General features: G+C 69.5%; 20 protein-coding genes. 4 read left to right on the top strand and 16 right to left on the bottom strand.

What is annotated here, in order from left to right; genetic code table 11:
- Positions 1-134: 134 nt before the first annotated feature.
- The 6 genes from ACFQZQ_RS04440 to ACFQZQ_RS04415 are packed head-to-tail and all read right to left on the bottom strand — an operon-like array spanning position 135 to position 7,332.
- Entirely contained in the window at positions 135-659 is a 525-nt protein-coding gene (locus ACFQZQ_RS04440; protein ID WP_386811453.1) for a GNAT family N-acetyltransferase, read from the bottom strand.
- On the bottom strand, positions 656-3,229 hold the full coding sequence (locus ACFQZQ_RS04435) for a sensor domain-containing protein (RefSeq protein WP_386811452.1): 2,574 nt from the start codon (positions 3,227-3,229) through the stop codon (positions 656-658). The genes ACFQZQ_RS04440 and ACFQZQ_RS04435 overlap by 4 nt, the downstream gene beginning before the upstream one ends.
- Positions 3,226-4,131, bottom strand: coding sequence for a hydroxymethylglutaryl-CoA lyase (locus ACFQZQ_RS04430; protein WP_386811451.1), 906 nt, complete (start codon positions 4,129-4,131; stop codon positions 3,226-3,228). The genes ACFQZQ_RS04435 and ACFQZQ_RS04430 overlap by 4 nt, the downstream gene beginning before the upstream one ends.
- Positions 4,128-6,149, bottom strand: coding sequence for an acetyl/propionyl/methylcrotonyl-CoA carboxylase subunit alpha (locus tag ACFQZQ_RS04425; protein WP_386811450.1), 2,022 nt, complete (start codon positions 6,147-6,149; stop codon positions 4,128-4,130). Before ACFQZQ_RS04425 ends, ACFQZQ_RS04430 begins: the two co-directional genes overlap by 4 nt.
- Entirely contained in the window at positions 6,150-6,539 is a 390-nt protein-coding gene (locus tag ACFQZQ_RS04420; RefSeq protein WP_386811449.1) for a VOC family protein, read from the bottom strand.
- A gap of 10 nt (positions 6,540-6,549) precedes the next feature.
- Positions 6,550-7,332 (bottom strand): enoyl-CoA hydratase-related protein, encoded by a 783-nt coding sequence (locus ACFQZQ_RS04415; protein ID WP_386811448.1) that lies wholly within the window; start codon positions 7,330-7,332, stop codon positions 6,550-6,552.
- 134 nt (positions 7,333-7,466) lie between these two features.
- On the opposite strand from ACFQZQ_RS04415, the gene ACFQZQ_RS04410 reads away from it, so the two are divergent.
- Genes ACFQZQ_RS04410 through ACFQZQ_RS04400 form a run of 3 tightly spaced genes read left to right on the top strand, consistent with a single transcriptional unit; the run spans position 7,467 to position 9,873 of the window.
- Positions 7,467-7,751 (top strand): FeoA family protein, encoded by a 285-nt coding sequence (locus ACFQZQ_RS04410; protein WP_386811447.1) that lies wholly within the window; start codon positions 7,467-7,469, stop codon positions 7,749-7,751.
- Entirely contained in the window at positions 7,748-9,616 is a 1,869-nt protein-coding gene (gene feoB / locus ACFQZQ_RS04405) for a ferrous iron transport protein B (protein ID WP_386811446.1), read from the top strand. The genes ACFQZQ_RS04410 and feoB overlap by 4 nt, the downstream gene beginning before the upstream one ends.
- Before the next feature lie 2 nt (positions 9,617-9,618).
- On the top strand, positions 9,619-9,873 hold the full coding sequence (locus ACFQZQ_RS04400; protein WP_386811445.1) for a DUF6587 family protein: 255 nt from the start codon (positions 9,619-9,621) through the stop codon (positions 9,871-9,873).
- A gap of 10 nt (positions 9,874-9,883) precedes the next feature.
- Here the strand turns inward: ACFQZQ_RS04400 and ACFQZQ_RS04395 are convergent, their stop codons facing one another.
- From ACFQZQ_RS04395 to ACFQZQ_RS04365, 7 genes are all read right to left on the bottom strand, one after another.
- A complete protein-coding gene (locus ACFQZQ_RS04395) occupies positions 9,884-10,237 on the bottom strand; it encodes a hypothetical protein (protein ID WP_386811444.1) in 354 nt (117 codons plus the stop codon).
- The gene (locus ACFQZQ_RS04390; protein ID WP_386811443.1) at positions 10,234-10,761 is read right to left on the bottom strand and encodes a bactofilin family protein; all 528 of its coding nucleotides are present in this window, start codon (positions 10,759-10,761) and stop codon (positions 10,234-10,236) included. Before ACFQZQ_RS04390 ends, ACFQZQ_RS04395 begins: the two co-directional genes overlap by 4 nt.
- A gap of 134 nt (positions 10,762-10,895) precedes the next feature.
- Positions 10,896-12,521 carry a carboxyl transferase domain-containing protein gene (locus ACFQZQ_RS04385; RefSeq protein ID WP_386811442.1) on the bottom strand — a complete coding sequence of 542 codons (1,626 nt, stop codon included), beginning with the start codon at positions 12,519-12,521 and terminating at the stop codon, positions 10,896-10,898.
- Between the two features lie 176 nt (positions 12,522-12,697).
- The gene (locus tag ACFQZQ_RS04380) at positions 12,698-13,057 is read right to left on the bottom strand and encodes a hypothetical protein (protein ID WP_386811441.1); all 360 of its coding nucleotides are present in this window, start codon (positions 13,055-13,057) and stop codon (positions 12,698-12,700) included.
- A 164-nt stretch (positions 13,058-13,221) separates the two neighbouring features.
- On the bottom strand, positions 13,222-13,599 hold the full coding sequence (locus ACFQZQ_RS04375; protein ID WP_386811440.1) for a hypothetical protein: 378 nt from the start codon (positions 13,597-13,599) through the stop codon (positions 13,222-13,224).
- Positions 13,600-13,720: 121 nt separating this feature from the next.
- Positions 13,721-14,896: a thiolase family protein gene (locus tag ACFQZQ_RS04370; protein ID WP_386811439.1), complete on the bottom strand. Its 1,176-nt coding sequence runs from the start codon at positions 14,894-14,896 to the stop codon at positions 13,721-13,723.
- Between the two features lie 92 nt (positions 14,897-14,988).
- Entirely contained in the window at positions 14,989-15,585 is a 597-nt protein-coding gene (locus ACFQZQ_RS04365) for a GNAT family N-acetyltransferase (RefSeq protein WP_386811438.1), read from the bottom strand.
- A gap of 320 nt (positions 15,586-15,905) precedes the next feature.
- Between ACFQZQ_RS04365 and ACFQZQ_RS04360 the strand changes: the two genes are divergently transcribed.
- Positions 15,906-18,554, top strand: coding sequence for a S8 family serine peptidase (locus ACFQZQ_RS04360; RefSeq protein WP_386811437.1), 2,649 nt, complete (start codon positions 15,906-15,908; stop codon positions 18,552-18,554).
- Positions 18,555-18,637: 83 nt separating this feature from the next.
- Here ACFQZQ_RS04360 and ACFQZQ_RS04355 read toward each other — a convergent pair whose 3' ends face one another.
- From ACFQZQ_RS04355 to ACFQZQ_RS04345, 3 genes are all read right to left on the bottom strand, one after another.
- Positions 18,638-19,810 carry an isovaleryl-CoA dehydrogenase gene (locus ACFQZQ_RS04355; RefSeq protein WP_386811436.1) on the bottom strand — a complete coding sequence of 391 codons (1,173 nt, stop codon included), beginning with the start codon at positions 19,808-19,810 and terminating at the stop codon, positions 18,638-18,640.
- Positions 19,811-20,031: 221 nt separating this feature from the next.
- Entirely contained in the window at positions 20,032-21,132 is a 1,101-nt protein-coding gene (locus ACFQZQ_RS04350; RefSeq protein WP_386811435.1) for a Glu/Leu/Phe/Val dehydrogenase dimerization domain-containing protein, read from the bottom strand.
- Positions 21,133-21,333: 201 nt separating this feature from the next.
- On the bottom strand, positions 21,334-22,632 hold the full coding sequence (locus ACFQZQ_RS04345; RefSeq protein WP_386811434.1) for a 2OG-Fe(II) oxygenase: 1,299 nt from the start codon (positions 22,630-22,632) through the stop codon (positions 21,334-21,336).
- Positions 22,633-22,708: the final 76 nt, after the last annotated feature.

Raw genomic sequence — 22,708 nt, 5'->3', positions numbered from 1 at the left:
CCCGTCGGGAGAAGGTGCCCGCAGGGCGGACGCCCCGAAGGAAGCACCCTTGGGGTGTGAGGATTCGGTTTCGAGTGGATGTCCCCGCTCGCGCCGAACCCTCTCCCCAACCCCTCTCCCGGCGGGAGAGGGGCTCAGAGATCCAGCAGGTAGAACGTGTTGCAGCCGCCGTGGCCGGTATCGCCCAGAGGCGAGGCCAAGCGCACGAAGCCGCTGCGTTCGTACAGCCGGATCGCCGCATCCATGCCGCACAGCGTTTCCAGGTAGCAGCGGGTGAAGCCGAGCGTTCGCGCGGCCTCGAGGCAGCGCGCGATCATCGCCGCGCCCGCGCCCAGCCCGCGTGCCTCGGGCAGGAAGTACATCTTGCGTAGCTCGCAGGTGCCGGAGTCGCCGTGCGCCAGCGGCGCGACGCCGCCGCCACCGAGCACCACGCCCGCGCGCTCGACCACGAAGTACGCGCTGCGCGGCTGCGAGTAGGCACGGTGCATCCAGTCGACTTCGGGGTCGTTGATCGCGAAGCCATCGCCGACCGCACCGAATTCGGGCATCACCGCGCGGATCACCGCCGCCACCGCGGCGTCGTCGCGCGCCTCGATCGGGCGGATGGCGAACGCGCCGGCCGCGCGTGGCAGCGGGTCGCGGGCGGGAGTCGTGGTCATGGCGTGATCGTGGCCGCCCGGCGGTAGCGTTGTTCGAGTTCCGCGGGCAGCAGCCCGGGCGCAAACAGGAAGCCCTGGCCGATGGTGACGCCCAAGTCGAGCAGGAAATCGCGCTGCCGTTGCGTTTCGACGCCCTCGGCAACCATGCCCAGGCCGAGGCTGCGCGCGATCCCGACCACCGCCTGGCACACCGCGACGTCGGAATGGTTGTCCGGCACGCCCTGCACGAACAGCTGGCTGAGCTTGAGGCCGTGGATCGGCAGCCGGCGCAGGTAGTTGAGCGCGCTATAGCCCTCGCCGAAGTCGTCGATGGTCAGCATCACGCCCATGTCGCGCAGCTCGGCGAACGTGCGCAGCGTGTCGGGCACGTCCTCGATCAGCACCCGCTCGGTGAACTCCAGTTCCAGCGCGCTGCCGGGCAGCTGCGATTCGGCCAGCGCGGCGCGCACGCTGCTGGCCAGGTCCTCGCCCAGGAACTGGCGGTAGGACACGTTGACCGCGACCCGATCGAGCTGGAGGCCGCGGTCGCGCCATTGCCGCACCTGGCGGCAGGCCTCGAGCAGCACCCAGCCGCCGATGCCGACGATGTCGCCGGTGGTTTCGGCATGGCCAATGAAGTGGTCGGGGCGCATTTCGCCCAGCGAGCGGTTGCGCCAGCGGATCAAGGCCTCGGCCGCGACCGGAGCGCCGCTGCGCAGATCGACCTGCGGCTGGTAGACCAGGTGGAACTCGTCGTTGCTGATCGCGTGGCGCAGCTGGTTCTCCAGTTGCAGCCGGTGCAGCTGCTGCTCGGCGAGCTCCTGGGTGAAGACCTGCCAGCCGTTGCGGCCGCGGCGCTTGCTGTCGTACATGGCCACGTCCGCGCTCTGGATCAGCGTCTGCGAACGCTCGCCGTCGGCCGGGGCCTGGGCGACGCCGATGCTGGCGGTGATGCTGAATTCCTCGCCGTCCATGCGGAAGCTGTCGCCGAACACCTCGAGGATCGCGTCGGCCAGCCGCTGCGGCCGGGCGGGATCGTCGCCGGTATGGCAGACGACCAGGAACTCGTCGCCGCCGAAGCGGGCGATCAGGCCCTCGCTGCCGATCGCGCGCTGGATGCGCCGCGCGGCCGAGGCCAGCAGGCGGTCGCCGGCGGCATGGCCAAGTACGTCGTTGACCACCTTGAACCGGTCCAGGTCGATGTACAGCACCGCGAGCGAGGACTGGGTGGGATCGTCGAGCCGCGCGTCCAGTTCGCCAAGCAGCGCGTCGCGGTTGAGCAGCCCGGTCAACGGGTCGCTGCGCGCCTGCACGCGCAGGGTTTCCTCGGACTGCTTGCGCTGGGTGATGTCCTGCAGGGTGCCGGTCAGGCGCGAGCTCAGCGGGTCGCCGGCCTCGGCCTCGCCGATCACGCGCGCCCAGAACGCATGGCCATCGTCACGTGTGCCCTGCAACTCCAGGTCGATGTGGCGGCCGATCGCGATCGCCTCGTCGAGGGCCACGCGCAGCAGCCGGCGGTCTCCTTCGCGCAGGCACCCCAGCAGCGCCTCGATCGTCTCCGGCGGGGAGCGGTGGCCGAGGATGCGCTGCGATTCATCGGTCAGGTACAGGCTGTCGCGGCCGGTGTCCCACTCCCAGCCGCCGATGTGGGCCAGCCCCTGCACGCGGCCGAACAGGTTGCTGTTGCGCTTGAGCGCGGTGACGTCGGAAAACAGCGACAGCACCTGGGTCGGCTTGTCGCTGCCGGCGGCGAACTGCGGCACCGCGGTGACCGACAGCCAGGTCAGCTGGCGCAGGCGCTGGTTGTAGTAGCCCAGCACCGTGCTGCCGACCATCCTGCCGGTGCGCATGGCCTGGAACCAAGGAAATTCGTCCTCGCGCAGCACGTGGCCGTTCTCGTCGACCACCAGCCAGCGGCCGTCGCGCAGCACCTGGTCCAGGGTCACGCCTCCCTCGACGTCGAGCAGGCGCAGCGCGGCGGCGTTGGCGTAGAGCACGCGGCCATCGAGGTCGCGCACCATGATTCCCCGGTCGACGATCTCCATCAGTTCGCGATAACGCAGTTCGGCCTCGGCGCGCTCGCTGAGGTCGCGGGCCACGGCCAGCACGCAGGGTTGGCCCTCGTAGTCGAAGTTGGTCGAATGCACCTCGACCGGGAATCGCGTGCCGTCGGCGCGCATGTTGCTGACTTCGATCTTGAAGTTCTCGCCGCGGCTGAGCGCGTCCCACACGGGCCGCATGTGGTCCTTGGGCAGGTCCGGGTTCAGCACCTCGATCGGCTGGCCGACGACATCGTCGCGCGGCCGGCGGTAGGCGGCCATGCCGGCCTGGTTGAGGTCGAGCACGGTGCCGTCCCAGGCGATCACGCTGACCGGGTCGGGGATGGTGTCGAACAGCGCGCGGTAGCGCTGGCGCTCGGCTTCGCTGGCGGCCGCGGTCGCGCGCAGCACGTCGCGACTGCGCTCAAGCAGGCTGCGCAGGTTGGCCGGCAGGTCGGGTGCTTCGCAGGCGTGTTCCAGGGCCGCGAGCGTGGCTGCCGCATCCGTCGTGGATGCCGGTACGGCAACCTCCGCCGGCGGCCGGTGCTTCATGACGCGGCGAGCGCCTTGCCGACCTTGCTGCCGGTGTCGCGCCCGAGCAGGCCGGCCAGCCAGCGGCCGGTCTCGGCCAGCGCCGGCAGGTCGACGCCGGTGGCGATGCCGAGCCCGTGCAGCATATAGACCACGTCCTCGCTGGCGACGTTGCCGCTGGCGCCCATCGCGTACGGGCAGCCGCCGGCGCCGGACACCGCCGAGTCGACCACCGCGACGCCTTCCTCGAGGCAGGCCAGGATGTTCGACAGCGCCTGGCCGTAGGTGTCGTGGAAATGCACGGCCAGCGCCGGCATCGGCACTTCGGCCGCGACCGCCTTGAGCATCGCGCGCGCTTTGCCCGGGGTGCCCACGCCGATGGTGTCGCCCAGCGAAACCTCGTAGCAGCCCATCGCATGCAGCGCGCGCGCCACCCGCACCACGTCGCTCAGCGGCACCTCGCCCTGGTACGGGCAACCGAGCACGGTGGAGACGTAGCCGCGCACGCGCACGCCGTCGTTGCGCGCGCGCTCCAGCACTGGCGCGAAGCGTGCCAGCGACTCGTCGATGCCGGCGTTGATGTTCTTGCGGTTGAACGCTTCGGAGGCGGCGGTGAACACCGCGATCTCCTCGACGCCGACCGCGCGTGCGCGTTCGTAACCCTGTTCGTTCGGGACCAGCACCGGGTAGTGCACGCCGGGCCGACGCGCGATGCCGGCGAACACTTCGGCGGCGTCGGCCAGCTGCGGCACCCACTTCGGGCTGACGAAGCTGGTCGCCTCGATGCTTTGCAGGCCGGTCGCCGACAGCCGGTCGATCAGCGCGATCTTGTCGGCGGTGGCGACGGTCGCCTTTTCGTTCTGCAGCCCGTCGCGGGCGCCGACCTCGACGATCCGGACCGCGGCGGGCAAAGATGCGTTCATGGCGCCATCACCGCCAGCACCGAGTCGGCTTCGACGAAGTCGCCCGCCACGCCGCGGATCTCGGCGACCACGCCCGCGCGCGGCGCCCTGAGGCTGAGCTCCATCTTCATCGCTTCGATCACCATCAGCTCCTGGCCGGCTTCCACCGAGTCGCCGGCCGCGGCCTTGACCACCACCACCCGCCCGGGCATCGGCGCGACCATGCGGTCGGCGCCACCACTGGCGGCCGCCTGTTCGTGACGATACATCGCCACCGGCTCCAGTTGCAGGCGAGCTTCGCCGTCGTGGACCAGCAGCTGGCGGTCCGTCCCAGCGATTCCGCTGAGCAGGGAAAACCGCCGCGCCCGTTCGCCAATACGCAGGCTCAGGGTGTCGCCGGTCAGGCGCGCGCCGCTGACGGCGTGGGTGTGGCCGGCGTGCTCGATCCGGTAATCGCCGCCGCTGCCCTGGGCGTGCACCTCGATGCGCTCGCCGCGGTGCAGGAACGCGAGGCTGCGGCGGCTGCCGTGGCCCAGCCGCCAGCCGTCGGCGATCGCCCACGGCGAGGTCGGGTCGGTGGAGGCCGCCGCGCGCGCGGCGCTGGCGCGCTCCTGGCCGAGCAGCTGCGCTACCGTGGCCGCAATCAGCAGGTCGGCGTCGGCATCGACCGCCGGCATGAACTCGTCGAGGTGGCGGTCGAGGTAACCGGTGTCGATGGTCGCATCGACCACCGCGGGGTGCCGCGCCAGCCGCTCGAGGAAGCCGATGTTGGACTTCGGCCCGGCGATGTCGCACTCCGCCAGCGCCGCCTGCAGGCGCGCCAGCGCGCGCGGCCGGTCGGTGTCGAACACGATCAGCTTGGCGATCATCGGGTCGTAGAAGATCGTCACCGTGTCGCCTTCGATCACGCCCGAGTCGATGCGCACGTGAGGCGAGGGTAGCGGCAGGCGCAGGCGTTCGAGCTTGCCCGAGCCGGGCAGGAAGCCGGCCTCGGGATCCTCGGCGTACAGCCGCACCTCGATCGCGTGGCCGCGCTGCACGACCTGGTCCTGCGCCAGCGGCAGCGGTTCGCCGGCGGCGACGCGCAGCTGCCACTCGACCAGGTCCTGGCCGGTCACCAGCTCGGTCACCGGGTGCTCGACCTGCAGGCGGGTGTTGATCTCCATGAAATAGAACTGGCCGTCCTGGCCGACGATGAACTCGACCGTGCCGGCGTTGACGTAGTCGATCGCGCGCGCGGCCATCACCGCCGCATCGCCCATCGCCTGGCGCAGTTGCGGGGTCAGGAACGCCGACGGCGATTCCTCCAGCACCTTCTGGTAACGGCGCTGCGCCGAGCACTCGCGTTCGTTGAGGTGGATCGCGTGGCCGTGGCTGTCGCCGAACACCTGGATCTCGATGTGGCGCGGCTTCTCGACGTAGCGTTCCAGCAGCACGCGGTCGCGCCCGAACGCGTTCTTCGCCTCGCGCTGGCAGCTTTCGAGCAGGGCGATGAACTCGTCGCTGGCCCGCACGATGCGCATGCCCTTGCCGCCGCCGCCGTGCGCGGCCTTGATCATCAGCGGGTAGCCGATCTGGTCCGCTTCGGCGTGCAGCAGCGCGGGCGTCTGGTCCGCGCCGGTGTAGCCGGGCACCACCGGCACGCCGGCGGCCTGCATCAGTTCCTTGGCGCCGGCCTTGCTGCCCATCTTGCGCATCGACGCCGCGCTCGGGCCGATGAACACCAGGCCCGCGGCGACCACCGCATCGGCGAAATCGGCGTTCTCGCTGAGGAAGCCGTAGCCCGGGTGGATCGCCTGTGCGCCGGCCTGTCGGGCGACTGCGATGATCGCGTCGCCGCGCAGGTAGGAGTCCTGCGGGCGCGGGCCGCCGATGTGGTACGCCTCGTCGGCCTGGCGCACGTGCTGGGCGTCGGCGTCGGCGTCGGAGTACGCCGCCACGGTGCGGATGCCCAGCGTGCGGCAACTGCGGATCACGCGGCAGGCGATCTCGCCGCGGTTGGCGATCAGCACCTTGTTGAACTTGGGTCGTTCGCGCACTTAGTCGGCTTCCCGGTGACAGACGGCTTCGATGTTGTGGCCGTCAGGATCGAGCACGAAGGCTCCGTAGTAGTTCGGGTGGTAGTGCGGACGCAATCCCGGCGCGCCGTTGTCGCGCGCGCCGGCGGCCAGCGCAGCCTGGTAAAAGGCATCGACGCTGGCGCGGGTGTCGGTGGTGAACGCGACATGCAGGTGGGTGCCGACATCCCCGGGGGCGATCCAGAAGGTCGGTTTGTGGCCGCGGCCGAAGCCCGCGGCGTAGTGTCCGTCGACGGTCTGTTCGGGGGTGGGTTCCATCAAGAGCTGGGCGCCCAGGGTTGCCAGCACCTGCTGGTAGAACTGCTTGCTGCGCGGGTAGTCGCTGACTGGAATGCCGATGTGGTCGATCACGGTGATGTCCTCAGTGGGTCCAGCCGGGCTTGCGCTTGTCCAGGAACGCCGACAGGCCCTCCTGGCCTTCCGCGGACACCCGCAACTGTGCGATCAGCGCGGCGTTGTCGGCATCCAGCACGTCGCGGTCGCGCTGCGCGGCGACGCGGCGCACGAGGGCCTTGGCCTGCGACGCGGCGTGCGGGCCGGCCTTGAGCAGCAGGTCGATCTGACGCTGCACGGCGGTGTCGAGCGCGGTCGCGTGGACGACGTGATGCAGCAGGCCGATCCGGCAGGCCTCGACGGCATCGAAGATCTCGGCCGTGGCGAACCAGCGTCGCGCCTGGCGCGCGCCGATCGCCTCGATCACGTACGGCGAGATCACCGCCGGCAGCAGCCCGAGCTTGCTCTCGGTCAGGCCGAACTTGGCATCGGGGGTGCCGATCGCGATATCGCAGCAGGCGACCAGGCCGACGCCCCCGCCGAACGCGGCGCCGTGCACGCGGGCGATGGTCGGTTTTGGCAGCTCGTCGAGCGTGCGCATCAGGCGGGCGAGGGCGAGCGCATCGTCGCGGTTGACCGCTTCGCTCGCCGCGGCCATGCCCCGCATCCAGTGCAGGTCGGCGCCGGCGGAGAACGACGCGCCTTCGCCCTCGAGCACGACCACGCGAACTTCGTCCTCGTGCGCCACCGCTTCCAGCGCGCCGGTCAGCGCGGCGATCAGCATCGCGTCGAAGGCGTTGTGCAGGACGGGACGGTTCAGGCGCAGGCGGGCGACGGGGCCCTCGCGCAAGCTCAGCAGCGGGTTGGTCATCGGGCGCCGGGGTGCGATTGGACTGGCGATGATAGCCGGTGGCTCCGGACCCTCCACTGCGTGGGCGATGCTAGAATGAGAACAATTCCCATTTGGGGGCCGCCAGCGCATGCCAGACGGCCCAAGGTGAGTCCTTGAAGCTGTCCGAACTGCCGCGCCGCACCGCTGCCACCGTCGAGTCGGTCGACGACCACGCCCCCAACGACGCGATCGCCCGGCGCCTGCGCGAACTGGGCTTCGTCGGTGGCGAGCGCGTCGAGGTGGTGGCCGCTGGGCCGGTGTCGGCCGAGCCACTGCTGGTGCAGATCGGCTTCACCCGGTTCGCGCTGCGCCGCAGCGAGGCCGCGCGGGTGCGCGTGTCGCTGGACTTCGCCGACGCCAGCCTCGCGGCAGCAGACCCGGCCGGAGCGAGCGCATGAGCGCCGCCGCCGCGATCCGCCTGGCCTTGGTCGGCAACCCGAACTGCGGCAAGACCGCGCTGTTCAACCTGCTCACCGGCAGCCGCCAGAAAGTCGCCAACTACGCCGGCGTCACCGTCGAGCGCAAGGAAGGCCGCTTCCACGCGCCGTCGGGCAAGCACTACGCGGTGCTCGACCTGCCCGGTGCGTACAGCCTGCACGCCGCCAGTCTCGACGAAGCGGTCACCCGCGACCTGTGCCGCGGCTTCTATCCCGGCGAGCCGGCCCCGGATGTGATCGTGTGCGTGGTCGACGCGACCAACCTGCGCCTGCACCTGCGCTTCGCGCTGGAAGTGCGCGAACTGGGCAAGCCCATGGTGCTCGCGGTCAACATGATGGACGCGGCCCGGCGCCGGGGCATCGAGGTCGACCTGGCCGTGCTCGAACGCGAGCTTGGCGTGCCGGTGGTGGCGACCGTCGCCGTGCAGCGCCATGGCGCGCGCGAGCTGGTGGCCAAGCTCGACACGATGACGGCTGCGCTGCACGAACCGCACGCGCAACTGCCGGACCACGCGCGGCCCCCGGCCGACCTGCACGCCGAGACCCGCCGCCTGCTGGCGCTGGCCGTGGCGATGCCGCGCCGCACCGCCGAGGTCGACGACGCACTCGACCGCTGGCTGCTGCATCCGGTGCTCGGCCTGCTGTCGCTGGCTGTGGTGATGTTCCTGATCTTCCAGGCCGTGTACGCCTGGGCGACGCCACTGATGGACCTGATCGAGGCGGGCACCGGCGCGCTCGGCGGCTGGGTCGGCGGCGCGTTGCCGCCCGGCCCGCTCAACAGTCTGCTGGTCGACGGCATCATTGCCGGCCTCGGCGGGGTAATCGTGTTCCTGCCGCAGATCCTGATCCTGTTCGCCTTCATCCTTGCGCTCGAGGAGTCGGGCTACCTGCCGCGCGCGGCGTTCCTGCTCGACCGGATGATGTCGAAGGCCGGGCTGTCCGGTCGCTCGTTCATTCCGCTGCTGTCGAGCTTCGCCTGCGCGATCCCCGGGATCATGGCGACGCGCTCGATCCAGGACCCGCGCGACCGCCTCGCCACGATCATGGTCGCGCCGCTGATGACCTGCTCGGCGCGGCTGCCGGTTTACGCGCTGCTGATCGGCGCGCTGATCCCGCAGCGGCAGGTCGCGGGCATCCTCAACCTGCAGGGGCTGGTGCTGTTCGCGTTGTACGCGGCCGGCATCCTCAGCGCGCTGGCGGTGTCCTGGGTGATGAAGAAGTGGCGCCGCGACCAGGGCGAACACGCGCTGATGCTGGAGTTGCCCTCGTACCGCATCCCACACCCGCGCGACCTGCTGATCGGCCTGTGGGAACGCGCGTGGATCTTCCTGCGCCGGGTCGGCGGCATCATCCTGGCGCTGACGATCCTGCTGTGGTTCCTGCTCTCGTTCCCGGGCGCGCCGACTGGCGCCATCGGCCCGGCCATCGACTACAGCTTTGCCGGCCGCATCGGCCACGCGATGACCGCGGTGTTCGCGCCGCTGGGCTTCAACTGGCAGATCTGCATCGCGCTGATCCCGGGCATGGCGGCGCGCGAGGTCGCGGTGTCGTCGCTGGCGACGGTGTACGCGCTGTCGGCGGCCGACGACACGGCCGCGGCGCAGGCGCTGACGCCGATTATCAGCAGCACCTGGTCACTGGCCACCGCGCTGTCGCTGCTGGTGTGGTTCATCTACGCGCCGCAGTGCCTGTCGACGCTGGCCACGATCAAGCGCGAGACCAACTCGTGGCGGCAGGTCGGCATCGCCACCGGCTACCTGTTCGCGCTGGCGTACCTGGCATCGCTGCTGACCTACCAGGTCGCGGTGGCCCTGGGGGCGGGCTGAGCATGGACGCCGGGCTGCTGGTGCAATACGCGGTGATCGCGCTGGCGGTGGTGCTCAGCGCCGGCTATGTCGCGCGGCGGCAGTTTCCCGGGCCGGTACGCCGGTTGCGCATCGCGTGTGCGGTGCCGATGGTGCGCGACGGTCGGCCGTCGTGGCTGCGCAGTGTCGGCCTCTGGATCGCACCGCCGGCATTGGATGGCGATGGTGCATGCGGCAGCGGTTGCAACGGCTGCGGCCCGACACGGTCGGGCCACTGAAGAATCCGCGTCAGCGAGCGCTGCGTCCCTTGCCGCCGGGCGCGGCGAACATCTCCACCGCCAGGGTGAACGTTCGCGTCTCGTCCGGCTTCAGCGCGCCCACGCCGACCACCTGGCGCGTGACTTCCTCGCCGCGCTCGTTGCGGATCGACAGGACCACGGAATACTCCGCGGCCCCGCCGGTGGCGGGCTGGCGGATCGTGCCTTCGACGCGCAACGGCGTTTCCAGCGCGTTCTGCGGCGCGGAGTCGAAGCGCAAATGCCCGCGGCATGCCGGGCAGACGCTCGCACTGTCGAGGATCGTCGCCTTGCAATGCGGGCAGTTGCGCGTCGCCCCGGCCGTGCCTTGACGCACGGCGCTCATGACTCGGCGCCGGTCTCCGTCTTGACGCCGGAAATCTTGGCAGCCTTGTCTTCCCAGCCGAAGTCCATCTGCCCGCGCATGCGCGAACCGACGGCGGCGGTCATGGTGCCGGCCTTGACGTCGCCGATCAGCACGCCGGACTCGACCAGTTCCACGCGCTGCGCGGCCTCGATGTTGCCTTCCAGTTCGCCGGCGATGATCACCTTGTTGGCGCGCACGCCGCCGGTGAGCTTGGCGCCGGTCTCGATGGTGAGGTTGCCCTGCACGTTGACGTCGCCCTTGAAGCGGCCGGCGATGCGCACGTGGCCGGCGCCTTCGATCTTGCCTTCGATGGTGATGTCGGAGGCGATCAGCGATTCCTTGACTTCGCGCTCGCTGCTGCGCGCCGGCGTCGGTGCGGGTGCGGACGAGATCGAAGCCGCCGCGGGGTGGATGTCGGAGATCGACGGCGCGTCGAAACGCGCGGGTTCCGGTGCGGGTACGGCGGAAGGCTTGGCGGGTGACTGTTCTTTCCAGATGGCCATGGGCGCGTCTCTGTTTGGAGCGGGGGGAACGGCGAGGCTAGCACCGCTTCACGCTACGTTGACGTCCGTGGGTCGGGGCTTCAGCCAACGGACAGCTGAGGCCTGTTCATCGGTGAAAACGGTCACACCAGCGCTTACATCCGGAACACCCCGAAGCGCGTTCCGGCATCCCCTGGCGCGCTCTCGATCGGCGCGTTCATGCTCGCCGCGAGCGCCAGTCCGAGCACGCGCCGGGTGTCGGCCGGGTCGATGATGCCGTCGTCCCACAGGCGCGCGGTCGCGTAGTACGGGTTGCCCTGCGATTCGTACTGGTCGCGGATCGGGGCCTTGAACGCGTCTTCCTCGTCCGCGGTCCAGGCCTTGCCCGCGGCCTCGATGCCATCGCGCTTGACCGTGGCCAGCACGCTCGCGGCCTGCTCGCCGCCCATCACGGAGATGCGCGCGTTCGGCCACATCCACAGGAAGCGCCCGCCATACGCGCGGCCGCACATCGCGTAGTTGCCGGCGCCGAAGCTGCCACCGATCACCACGGTGAACTTGGGCACGTGCGAGCACGCCACCGCGGTGACCATCTTCGCGCCGTCCTTGGCGATGCCGGCGTTCTCGTATTTCTTGCCGACCATGAAGCCGGTGATGTTCTGCAGGAACACCAAGGGGATGCCGCGCTGGTTGCACAGCTCGATGAAGTGCGCGCCCTTGAGCGCGCTCTCGGCGAACAGGATGCCGTTGTTGGCGACGATCCCGACCGGGTAGCCGTGCACATGGGCGAAGCCGGTGATCAGGGTCTTGGCGTAGCGCGCCTTGAACTCGTGCAACTCGCTGCCATCGACGATGCGGGCGATCACCTCGCGGATGTCGAACGGGCGGCGGGTGTCCTTGGGCACGATGCCGTAGAGCTCCTCGGCGGCGTACAGCGGCTCGTGCGCCGGCTGCAGCGCGACCGGCAGCACCTTGCGGCGGTTGAGGTGGCCGACGATCTCGCGTGCGATCTGCAGCGCGTGGCGGTCGTCCTGCGCGAAATGGTCGGCGACGCCGGAAATGCTGGTGTGGACGTCGGCGCCGCCCAGCGACTCGGCATCGACCACCTCGCCGGTCGCGGCCTTCACCAGGGGGGGGCCGCCGAGGAAGATCGTGCCCTGTTCCTTGACGATGATCGACTCGTCGCACATCGCCGGCACGTAGGCGCCACCGGCGGTGCAGCTGCCCATCACCACGGCGATCTGCGGGATGTTCTCCGCGCTCAGCCGCGCCTGGTTGTAGAAGATCCGGCCGAAGTGTTCGCGGTCGGGGAACACCTCGTCCTGCAGCGGCAGGAACGCGCCGCCGGAATCGACCAGGTAGACGCAGGGCAGGTGGTTCTCGCGCGCGATCTCCTGCGCACGCAGGTGCTTCTTCACCGTCATCGGGAAATAGGTGCCGCCCTTGACCGTGGCGTCGTTGGCGACCACGACCACTTCCTGACCGAGCACCCGGCCGATGCCGCAGACGATGCCGGCCGCCGGCGCGGCGTCGTCGTACATGCCTTCGGCGGCGAGCGGTGCGATCTCGAGGAACGGCGAACCGGGGTCGAGCAGGGCGGTGATTCGGTCGCGCGCGAGCAGCTTGCCGCGCTCGGTGTGCTTGGTACGGGCCTTCTCGCCACCGCCATCGGCGGCACGTGCCAGCCGTGCGTCGAGTTCGTCGACCAGCGCGCGGTGGTAGGCCACGTTGTCCAGGAAGTCCTGGGAGCGGGGATCGAGTTGGGAGCTGATCGCGGGCATGGATGTGCGGCTTGCGAGGACGCGGCATCAGACCACAAAGCATCGCGAGCGGCCAATCGGCCCGGCGCGCGGCACCGACAGCGCGAACGCTGGGTGCAGGCTAATCGATGGGCGTGCCGCAAAAAGAAAGGCCCGCTTGCGCGGGCCTTTCGATGTCACGCGAAGAAAAGAAGCTATTACTTCTTGACTTCTTCAGCAGCGGCGTCGGCCTTGTCGGCAACGTTCTGCGCGGCGTCGGCGGTGTTCTGCGCGGCATCGGCGGTGGCTTCGGCAGCGGCAGCGGCAGCGGCGTCGGTAGCCTGCTCGACGTTGGCGCCGACTTCGGCAGCGGCTTCGCCGGTGGCGGCAGCGGCAGCGTCAACGCCTTCAGCGGCGGCGGTACCGGCAGCGGCAGCGGCGTCGGCGGCGGCGGCGCCAGCGGCGTCGGTCGCGGCGGCGGCTTCGGCAGCCTCACCCTGGGCGGTGGCGGTTTCGTTCTTGCAAGCCGACAGGGCCAGGACGGAAGCAGCGAGGAGGACGAAAAGCTTGGTGTTCATGGTTGTCTCCGAAGGAGTTGTCTGAAAGAAGGAAAACAAAACGTCAGGCAACGCCAGTGCGCGCAGCTATCCGGCTCGATGCCGGGTTCTATCGTTCACTGACACATGGAAAAAGCCGCCGGCAAGCCGGCGGCTTCTCCATTTTGTAGCAACAGCTTGGGCGATTACTTGCCGTCGGTGTTGTTCTTGGCGTCGGCCGAGGCAGCAGCCTCTTCAGCCGAATCCTGCGCCTGCTCGGCGGCGTCGGCGGCCTGCTCGGCAGCGTCGGCGGCGTCGTCGGCACCGGTCACGGTGCCAGCGGCGGCGGCGGCGTCGGCCGAGGTGGCGGCAGCGTCGGCAGCCGAAGCGGCGGTGTCGGCAGCAGCCTGGGCAGCGTCAGCAGCAGCGGCGTCGCCAGCGACGGCGGCGTTGTTGGCAGCTTCCTGCGCTTCGCCAGCGGCTTCGGTGGCTTCGGCAGCGGAGTCAGCAGCCTGGTCGGTGTTCGAGCAAGCAGCCACGGCAAAAGCCAGGGCCAGGGCGAGCAGCGCCTTGTTCATGGTCATGATTCAATTCCTCGTCGTTTATTTAGGCAACGCGCTATTGCGCGCCGATAACATGATGACAAGCCAGTTACGTGTGTCAAGCGGCTGGCCGGTTTTTTTTGCACAACGCGTTTTTAACTTCTTACAGCAACTCAAGTGCTACGGCCGTTGCCTCGCCGCCGCCGATGCACAGCGACGCCACCCCGCGCTTGCCGCCGCGCGTACGCAGGGCATTCAGCAGGGTGACGACCAGGCGAGCGCCGCTGGCCCCGATCGGGTGGCCCAGTGCGCAGGCCCCGCCGTTGACGTTGATCTTGTCGTGGGGGATGCCCAGGTCCTTCATCGGCGCCATCGCGACGCACGCGAATGCCTCGTTGACCTCGAACAGGTCGACATCGGCGACCGTCCAGCCGGCCTTCTCGAGCACATTGGAGATCGCTTTGATCGGCGCAGTCGTGAACCACTCCGGGGCTTGGGCATGGCCGGCGTGGGCAACGATGCGCGCCAGCGGCTTCAAGCCGCGCCGGGCGGCTTCCTCCGCGCTCATCAACACGCTGGCGGCAGCGCCGTCGGAAATCTTGGACGAAGACGCGGCGGTCAGCACGCCATCCTTGCCGAACGCCGCGCGCAGGCCGGGGATCTTGCTGGTGTCGACCTTGCCCGGTTCCTCGTCGCTGTCGACGACGACCTCGCCCTTGCGGCCCTTGACGGTGACCGGGACGATCTCGTCCTTGAAGCCGCCCGACGCCTGCGCCGCCTGGGCGCGCTTCACGCTTTCCTCGGAATACGCGTCGAGCGCGGCCCGGTCGAAGCCGTAGGCCACGCAGGCCATGTCGCCGAACACGCCCATCGCCTTGCCGTCGTACGGGTTGGTCAGGCCGTCCCACGCCATGTGGTCGAGGAACTCGGCGCTGCCGTAACGCACGCCGGTGCGCGAGTTGTTGAGCAGGTGCGGGGCGTTGGTCATCGACTCCATGCCGCCGGCGACCACGACCTGCGCCGAGCCGGCCTTGATCAGGTCGTGGCCGAACATGATCGCCTTCATGCCCGAGCCGCAGACCTTGTTGATGGTGGTGCACCCGGCCGACGCCGGGATGCCGGCGCCGAGCGATGCCTGGCGGGCCGGGGCCTGGCCGAGGCCGGCCGGCAGCACGCAGCCCATGATGACCTCGTCGACCTGGTCGGCCGCGAGGCCGGCGTGCTCGAGCGCACCAACAATCGCGGCGGTGCCCAAGGTCGGCGTCGGCACGCCGGTGAACTGGCCGAGGAAGGAACCGATGGCGGTGCGCTTGGCACCGACGATGACGACATCACTCATGGCGGACTCCACACGAATCTGGCCGGCGCGGGGCCGGCATCCACCGATTATGCGACGCTATGCTGCACCGCCGCAAACCGGTTGTTGTCGATTCAGCGCAAGCCCAGCAGGTAAAGGCCACGACCGCGCGCCGGCGCATGAACGGGTCGGAAACCTGCGGCGAGAAACAGGCTCGGCACGCCGGTCCAGATGAAGGCGCCGGCCTGGCGTTCCCCCGGTCTGACGGCCTGTGGATACGCCTCGATTTCCGCAGCGCCCGAAACGCGCGCCAGTTGCACCGCCGCGGCGACCAGCGCCGTCGCCACGCCGCGGCCGCGCCAGCGGGCCGGGACAAAAAGGCAATTGAGCGACCAGGTGCCCGGTCCCCAGGGCCGCTCCAATGCTTTGCTGCGTTCGATCCGGGGAAACGTGGAGCGCGGGCCGATGCCGCACCAACCGACCGGCGCCGGGCCGTGCAGGGCGAGCACGCCGCACGCTTGGCCCGACTCGACCAACGCCTTGAGCGCCGCCCGATTGGGCGCGCCCTTGGCGGCCTCCCAGGTCTTGCCGCCCATCGGCACGCGCCACCACATGCACCAGCAACCGCCACAGGCACCGTTGTCGCCGAACAGGGCCTCGATCAGCGGCCAATCGGATGCGGTCAGTGGGCGGGTGACGATGGGATCGCTGCGCGGCGCACCGCCGGCCATGCGCGCCTCGGATGGTCGATGTTGGACGGATTCCGATTGTCGCGCGCAGCGCCATGGATTAGAACGAAGGTTGGTGCGCGGGTCCGCGGGGGCGGACGGCGACGCCGAGAAGGGAATGGATGAACGGCAGGGGCGGCTTTTCTCCGCGCGCGATGCGTGCGGCTTCGGGGATCTTTGTCACGTTGTTGCTTGCGGCCTGCGGTGGCGGGGGTGGTGGAGGCGGTAGTGTTCGCGCCGACCCGCCACCGGCAGCCCCACCGCCGACGGCACCGCCGCCGCCGCCGGTGGTGGGGGCCGCGAATCCCAGCTTCAGCAAGCACTTGGCGCTGACCGGCGCCGCAGCCGCACATTCGGTGGGCATCACCGGCCAGGGCGTGGCGATCGGCGTGGTCGACAGCGGCGTGAACCGCAACCATCCCGCGCTGCAAGGTCGGGTGCCCCACAACCTCGTCTACATCAGTTCTTCGTCGAACAACCTGACGGTGGACGACGTGGTCGGTCACGGCACGGCCGTGGCGCAGATCATGGCGGGGCGGGCTTTCGGGGAATGGCCGGGCGGCATCGCGCCGGGCGCTTCGATCATTTCCGCGCGGATCATCTCCGACAAGCCGCCGGTCGATGACGGCTCGGGGCAGGGCAACGAAGTCAGCGGCGCACTCGGCTTGAAGCCGATCCACCAGGACCTGATTGACCGCGGCGCGCGGGTCATGAACAACTCCTGGGGCGGCCTGTATTGGACCAACCTCAATGCCACCGCGCCCATCGCCGACGAGTACCGGCCCTTCATCCTTGCCAACAACGGGTTGGTGGTGTTCGCGACCGGCAACTCAGGCTTTGCCAATCCGTCGGACACGGCGGCGTTGCCGAGCAAGGCGGGGCCCGGCGGCACGCTGCCGGCGGCCGACCTGGAGCGCGGCTGGCTCGCGGTGGCGGCGCTGGATACCGACAACCCGTCCCAACTGGCGAGCTATTCGAACGCCTGCGGCATCGCGATGCGCTACTGCCTGGTCGCGCCGGGCAACGTCGTGGCGACTGGAACCAACGATTCCCCGACCAACCCGACCTACTGGAACTGGAAAGGCACCTCGTTTGCGGCGCCGCAGGTGTCGGGTGCCGCGGCGCTGGTGTGGCAGGCGTTCCCGTATTTCAACAACGACCTCGTGCGGCAGACCTTGCTGGGTACCGCTCGTGACGTCGGCACTTCCGGCGTGGATGCGACCTTCGGCTACGGCCTGCTGGATGTCGGCAAGGCGATCGGCGGGCCGGGCCGCTTCGACTGGGGCGATGTGACGGTGAGCTTCAATGGCACCTCGCGCTGGAGCAATCCGACCGAGGGCGCCGGTGGCCTGGTCAAGCAGGGCAGTGGCACCCTGGTGTTGGGCGCAGCAACCCAGTACACCGGCGCCACACGTGTCGAAGGCGGTGTCCTGAGCGTCGAGGGCGGCCTCAACGGCACCCGCTCCACTACGATCCTGCCCGGCGCGCAATTGCAGCTGCGCAATCAGGCCGGCATGCGCGGCGATGTCGTCAACAACGGCACCTTCGCCGCCTACAGTGCACAGAACCATTCGATCAACGGCAACTACGTCCAGGCTGCGAACGCGCGTTTGGCGATCGAGATCGGCACATCGCTGTATGCCCTGGGTACGGCAAGTCTCAATGACGGCGAGCTGCACGTGCTCGGCAATGCGCCGGGCTACGTGGCCTCGACCACCAGGCGCGAAACATTCCTGACCGCTAGCGGCGGCCTCAATGGCACCTTCGGCTCGTTGACGGCGGCGCCTGGCGTGTTTCTGCAGGCAACCCTCGGCTACGACGCCGTCAACGCCTGGCTCAACATCAGCCGGCTGGAAGTCACGACTGCTGCACAAGCCATGGGCCTGAGCGCGCAATCGCTGGGCAGTGCCGTGCGCCTGGAGCAACTGTTCGACGATCTCGACCGCAGAACCGATGAGCGCATCGAATCCAGCACAGGCAAGACAAGCGCCGACCTGATTCGCGCAGCCGGCGTGATCCAGCACGCAGCGACCGCGGCGGCGGCGGAGCGTACCCTCTCCAGCCTTTCCGGCGACCTGCATACCGCCGACACCGCATTCGCGATCATGGCGATTGAAGGCAACCGTCACGCGCTCGAATCGCGACTGGCGGGCTGGCACGGCGCGACGATGGGCGGTGCGTGGGCCGAAGACCTCAACGCGCAGCGTGCCGTATCAGGTTTCGACGTCGAAGCCAACGGCTGGATGCTGGGCCAGGACCGCCGTGTCGGCGACTGGATGCTTGGGGCGGCCTTCGGCCACAGCGCCGGTCGCGCATCGCACGCACTGCGCAACGACCGCGAGCGCAATCGCCAGACCGAAGGCCAGATATATGCGGCCTGGAATCGCGACGGCAACTACTTGCTAGGCCGCGGCGCCGCGGGCCGCATGGACCGCCGCATGCAGCGCGAAGTGCTGCTCGGCAGCGACCGCTTCACTGCCGAAAGCGACTACGCCGACCGCTACACGACGCTGGCCATCCACGCAGGTCGGCAGTTCGATGCGGGCGCCGCCAGCGTCACTCCGTATGTCGGCCTGCAGGCACTGCAGCTCGAACGCGGCCGGTTCGCGGAAAACGGCGCGATGGGCTTCGGCCTGGCGGCACGGGGCTCGTCGCTGTCGGCGACGCAGGCGATGCTGGGCGCGCGAGTCGCCCACGACTGGCGGCTGGGCGCGACCCGGATGCGCATCACCGGCCGGATGGAATGGCAGCGCACGCTGTCGCAGTCCGGCGCTGACATCGAGGCCCGCTTTGCCGCGCTGGACGTGTGGTCGCCGATTGTCGGACAGGGGCTGGACCGCGACGTCGGCGTACTGGGTCTGGAGCTGGGCTGGCAGCTGCCGTTCGGACGGCTCGGTTTCGATCTCGATGGCCGCCACGAACACGGCCAGGCCTGGACGCAGGCACGCGCGAGTTGGTCGACGTCGTTCTAGTCCGACTGTTCAGCCGCCAGACCGCAGGCATAAAAAACCGCCGCAATCGCGGCGGCTTTTTTTTTTGCCGCAAGGTTCCCGGCTCAGCTCTTGCCGTCGAACAGCTCGCGCCCGATCAGCATGCGGCGGATCTCGTTGGTGCCGGCGCCGATCGCGTACAGCTTGGCATCGCGCAGCAGGCGGCCGGTCGGGTACTCGTTGATGTAGCCGTTGCCGCCGAGGGCCTGGATCGCCTCCAGCGTGACCTGCACCGCGGCGTCGCTGGCGTGCAGCAGGCACGCGGCCGCATCGACGCGCGACTTGTGCCCGGCGTCGTAGTCGCGGCCCACCTGGTAGGCGAACGCGCGCGACGACTGCAGCGAGGTGTACATGTCGGCGATCTTGCCCTGCATCAGCCCGAAGGTGCCGATCGCCTGGTCGAACTGCTTGCGCTCGCGCACGTAGGGCAGGGCGATGTCGAGCGCGGCCTGCATCAGCCCGAGCGGGCCGCCGGTCAGCACCAGGCGTTCGGTGTTGAGGCCCGACATCAGCACCTTGACGCCGTTGTGGACCTCGCCCAGCACGTTCTCGGCCGGGATCTCGCAGTCCTCGAACACCAGCTCGCAGGTGTTGGAGCCGCGCATGCCGAGCTTGTCGAGCTTCTGCGCGGTGCTGAAGCCCTTCATGCCCTTCTCGACGATGAACGCGGTCATGCACTTGCTGCCGGCATCCTTGCCGGCGGTGCGCATGTAGACGACCAGCACGTCGGCCTCGGGGCCGTTGGTGATCCACATCTTGCTGCCGTTGGCGACCCAGACGTCGCCGCGCCCCGCGCTTGTACGAAGCTGGGCGCGGCAGCTCATCGAGCCGACCACGTCGGAACCGGCACCCGGCTCGCTCATCGCCAGCGCGCCCTTCCATTCGCCGCTGCACAGCTTCGGCAGGTACTGGTGGCGCTGCGCCTCGTTGCCGTTGGCGTAGAGGTTGTTGACGCACAGGTTGGAGTGCGCGCCGTACGACAGCCCGACCGAACCGGACGCGCGCGAGATCTCCTCCATCGCCACCAGGTGCGCGAGGTAGCCCATCTCGCTGCCGCCGTACTCGCCCGGCACGGTCAGGCCGAGCAGGCCCATCTCGCCCAGCTTCGGCCACAGGTCGAGCGGGAACACGTTGTCGTGGTCGATCTGCTCGGCGCGCGGCGCGATCTGCGCATCGGCGAACCGGCGCACGGCGTCGCGCAGCGCATCGATTTCTTCACCTAGGGGGAAAGGGCGCATCGGAACTCCTGTTGCAGTGCTGATCGGTTTCGATCGTCATTCCTGCGAACGCAGGAATCTAGCGTCTTTGCTCGGTGTGCCTGAAGTCGCTGGATTCCCGCTTCCGCGGGAATGACGAGCGTGGGAGTCGCAGGCCGAGTTTTCTGACGTGAATCGGGTGGTCGCTTGCCGCAAACAACGACGGGGCACTCGGCCCCGTCATCGTCACTACTTCACAACGCTCAGTGCCCGCGGATGCGGCCCTGGAAGCGCGGCGCCGCGCGGCCCAGCGGCAGCTTGAGCTTGCCGATGGCGGTGATGCGCTCCTCGGCGAGGCGGTCGGCGGCCTTGTAGGTCGGGATGCCGTCGCGCTCGGCGATCTCGAAGATGCGCGCGAGGTTGTGGTAGATCGTGCGCATCATGCGCATCGCGCGTTCGCGGTTGTAGCCGTCGATCTCGAGCGACACGTTCATCACGCCGCCGGCATTCACCGCGTAGTCCGGTGCGTACAGGATGCCGCGCTTGGCCACTTCGTCGCCGATCGCGTTGTTGGCCAGCTGGTTGTTGGCCGCGCCGCAGATGATCTTGGCCTTCAGGCGCGGCAAGGTCTGCTCGTTGACGGTGCCGCCCAGCGCGCACGGCGAGTACACGTCGGCCGGCACGTCGTAGATCTCGTCCAGGCCCACGGCCTCGGCGCCGTACTCGGACACGGCCTTGTCGACCAGGCCCTTGTTGATGTCGGTGACGAAGATCTTGGCGCCGCGTTCCTTCAGCAGCTTCACGTACTCCATGCCGACGTGGCCCAGGCCCTGCACGGCGTAGCTGTACTTGCCGACTTCCTCGTCGCCGAAGCGCTTGTTGAGCGAGGCCATCAGGCCCTGCAGCGTGCCGTAGGCGGTGAACGGCGACGGGTCGCCCGAACCGCCGTGGACCTGGTGCACGCCGGTGACGTACTCGGTCTCGCGGTACACGAACTCCATGTCGTTGACGTCCACGCCGACGTCCTCGGCGGTGATGTACCGGCCACCCAGCGACTCGACGAACTGGCCGAACGCGCGGAACAGCGCTTCGGACTTGTCGACCGCGGGGTCGGCGATGATCACCGCCTTGCCGCCGCCGATGTTGAGGCCGGCGACCGCGTTCTTGTAGGTCATGCCGCGGCTCAAGCGGAGCACGTCGTTGAGCGCGTCGGCCTCGGTCTTGTACGGCCACATGCGCGTGCCACCCAGGGCCGGACCGAGCACCGTGTTGTGGATCGCGATGATGGCCTTCAGGCCGGCGTCCTTGTTGTGGCAGAACACGACCTGCTCGTGGCCGAAAGTGTCGAGGGTTTCGAAAATCATCGGGTGCTCCGTGTCGGCGGCGGATTGCGCATAGCGCCGGACGCCAACAGTGTTGGATAAGTCGTTGAATACAGAAAGATTCGCCTCTGCGGCGGGGCAAGGCCAGCTGCCGCAGGGGCGACAGTCTAGAGCAATTGGCGGATACGCCAGCGTATGTGCCGCGCCGGACGGCCCAAGCCAAGGTCGGCACAGCGCCGCCGCTCAATAGTGGCGGTAGCGGCGCTCGCGCAGCCACAGGGTGGCCAGCCATTTCTCGCCATGCGCGATCGGCAGGCCGGCGTGCAGCGATTCGGGGTCGGGCCGGCCGTCGTTGAACAGGTTGTCGAACACCACCGCGCGCCCCGCGACCGGCGCGATCCGCACCCCGGCCAGGGGGAAGTCGGTCTCGCCGCCGGCCTCGACGTCGTTGAGGTAGACGCAGATCGTGCGCGCGCGGTTGCCGGCCTCGGGGCGGTCGCGCTCGATCGACGACGGCGGGCGGTAGTCGCGGTGCGGCCGGTATTCCTCGCCCGGCTCGTAGCGCAGCACGGTCAGGTGCTCAGCGTGCGACAGCTCGACCCGCGCCGAGCGCGCCATGCGCAGCTGCACCATGCGCAGCGCCAGGTCCTCCGTGATCGGGTCGACGCTGGCATCGGAGCTGGTGCGGATCTCCAGCGCGACCGGCTGGCCGGTCTCCGGGTCCACGGTCTGCGAGCGCCGCAGGTTCGGCTGCGCGTGCGCGACCAGCAGCCGGCATTCGTCGGCCGAGAGCAGCTTGTCGATGCGCATCACGTGCGGGCGCCGCGACATCACCTGCATCGGCGCCGGCTGCAGCACTTCCTCCAGCGCCAGCACGCCGGGTTCGACGCGGCCGGACTCGCGCAGCGGCAGCACCAGCGGCGGGATCGGCACGCTGATCGATGGCAGCGGCTTGTGCCCGACCGCGGCCAGCTGCGCGCGCAGCTGCGCGGCGGCCTGCGGTTGCGGCTGGCAGCCCTCGCCGCGCTGCAGGCGTTCGGCCAGCAGTTGCGCGGCGACCACGTCGCCCAGGTTGCTGCCGCGGCTGAGCAGCTGCAGGCACACGGTCTGGTCGGCGTCGCTCTGCTTGCGGCCGAAGTGGATCGCTGCGGCGCGGATCGCCGGCGGGAAGTCGGCCTGCACCGCCGCCAGCACGCGGTGGTTGATCAGCCCGTCGCGCGGCATCGCCACCGTGCCCAGCTGCATCATCGCCAGGTAGTAGCCGGCGATCGGTTGGCCGGCGGTCTCGGCGCGCTCCAGCCAGTGCACCGCCAGCCGCGGGTCCGGATCGCCGGCGATGCCGTGCATCAGCATGCGGGCCAGCTCGATCTGCGCGCCGACATGCCCGGCCTCGGCCGCCTGGCGGTGCAGGTCGAAGGCCTCCTCGAATCGCTGCTGGGTCACCAGCCCGACGGCGAGCTTGAACATCGCCTCGGGCACGCCGCTGCCCGCCGCGGTGCGCAGCGAACCCAGCGGGTCGGGTGGAGTGGGCGTGCCTTTCATCACGCCCAAGCCTACCCGACCGCGGCGACGCAGGAGAACGCCGGCCCCACGCCGGCGCGCCCGTCGCCGCGGTCAG

It is taken from the genome of Lysobacter koreensis (assembly GCF_042677045.1).
In the GTDB taxonomy this organism is placed as follows: Bacteria; Pseudomonadota; Gammaproteobacteria; order Xanthomonadales; family Xanthomonadaceae; genus Lysobacter_K; species Lysobacter_K koreensis.
This window is presented reverse-complemented; position numbering and strand designations above follow the sequence as displayed.

What these genes read in the sequence shown, in the direction of transcription:
- ACFQZQ_RS04375 (WP_386811440.1), bottom strand. Translation starts at nt 13,599, where the DNA reads ATGACCATGAACAAGGCGCTGCTCGCCCTGGCCCTGGCTTTTGCCGTG.
- ACFQZQ_RS04430 (WP_386811451.1), bottom strand. Translation starts at nt 4,131, where the DNA reads ATGAACGCATCTTTGCCCGCCGCGGTCCGGATCGTCGAGGTCGGCGCC.
- ACFQZQ_RS04400 (WP_386811445.1), top strand. Translation starts at nt 9,619, where the DNA reads ATGGACGCCGGGCTGCTGGTGCAATACGCGGTGATCGCGCTGGCGGTG.
- ACFQZQ_RS04435 (WP_386811452.1), bottom strand. Translation starts at nt 3,229, where the DNA reads ATGAAGCACCGGCCGCCGGCGGAGGTTGCCGTACCGGCATCCACGACG.
- ACFQZQ_RS04415 (WP_386811448.1), bottom strand. Translation starts at nt 7,332, where the DNA reads ATGACCAACCCGCTGCTGAGCTTGCGCGAGGGCCCCGTCGCCCGCCTG.
- ACFQZQ_RS04390 (WP_386811443.1), bottom strand. Translation starts at nt 10,761, where the DNA reads ATGGCCATCTGGAAAGAACAGTCACCCGCCAAGCCTTCCGCCGTACCC.
- ACFQZQ_RS04380 (WP_386811441.1), bottom strand. Translation starts at nt 13,057, where the DNA reads ATGAACACCAAGCTTTTCGTCCTCCTCGCTGCTTCCGTCCTGGCCCTG.
- ACFQZQ_RS04370 (WP_386811439.1), bottom strand. Translation starts at nt 14,896, where the DNA reads ATGAGTGATGTCGTCATCGTCGGTGCCAAGCGCACCGCCATCGGTTCC.
- ACFQZQ_RS04350 (WP_386811435.1), bottom strand. Translation starts at nt 21,132, where the DNA reads ATGATTTTCGAAACCCTCGACACTTTCGGCCACGAGCAGGTCGTGTTC.
- feoB (WP_386811446.1), top strand. Translation starts at nt 7,748, where the DNA reads ATGAGCGCCGCCGCCGCGATCCGCCTGGCCTTGGTCGGCAACCCGAAC.
- ACFQZQ_RS04355 (WP_386811436.1), bottom strand. Translation starts at nt 19,810, where the DNA reads ATGCGCCCTTTCCCCCTAGGTGAAGAAATCGATGCGCTGCGCGACGCC.
- ACFQZQ_RS04440 (WP_386811453.1), bottom strand. Translation starts at nt 659, where the DNA reads ATGACCACGACTCCCGCCCGCGACCCGCTGCCACGCGCGGCCGGCGCG.
- ACFQZQ_RS04385 (WP_386811442.1), bottom strand. Translation starts at nt 12,521, where the DNA reads ATGCCCGCGATCAGCTCCCAACTCGATCCCCGCTCCCAGGACTTCCTG.
- ACFQZQ_RS04395 (WP_386811444.1), bottom strand. Translation starts at nt 10,237, where the DNA reads ATGAGCGCCGTGCGTCAAGGCACGGCCGGGGCGACGCGCAACTGCCCG.
- ACFQZQ_RS04345 (WP_386811434.1), bottom strand. Translation starts at nt 22,632, where the DNA reads ATGAAAGGCACGCCCACTCCACCCGACCCGCTGGGTTCGCTGCGCACC.
- ACFQZQ_RS04365 (WP_386811438.1), bottom strand. Translation starts at nt 15,585, where the DNA reads ATGGCCGGCGGTGCGCCGCGCAGCGATCCCATCGTCACCCGCCCACTG.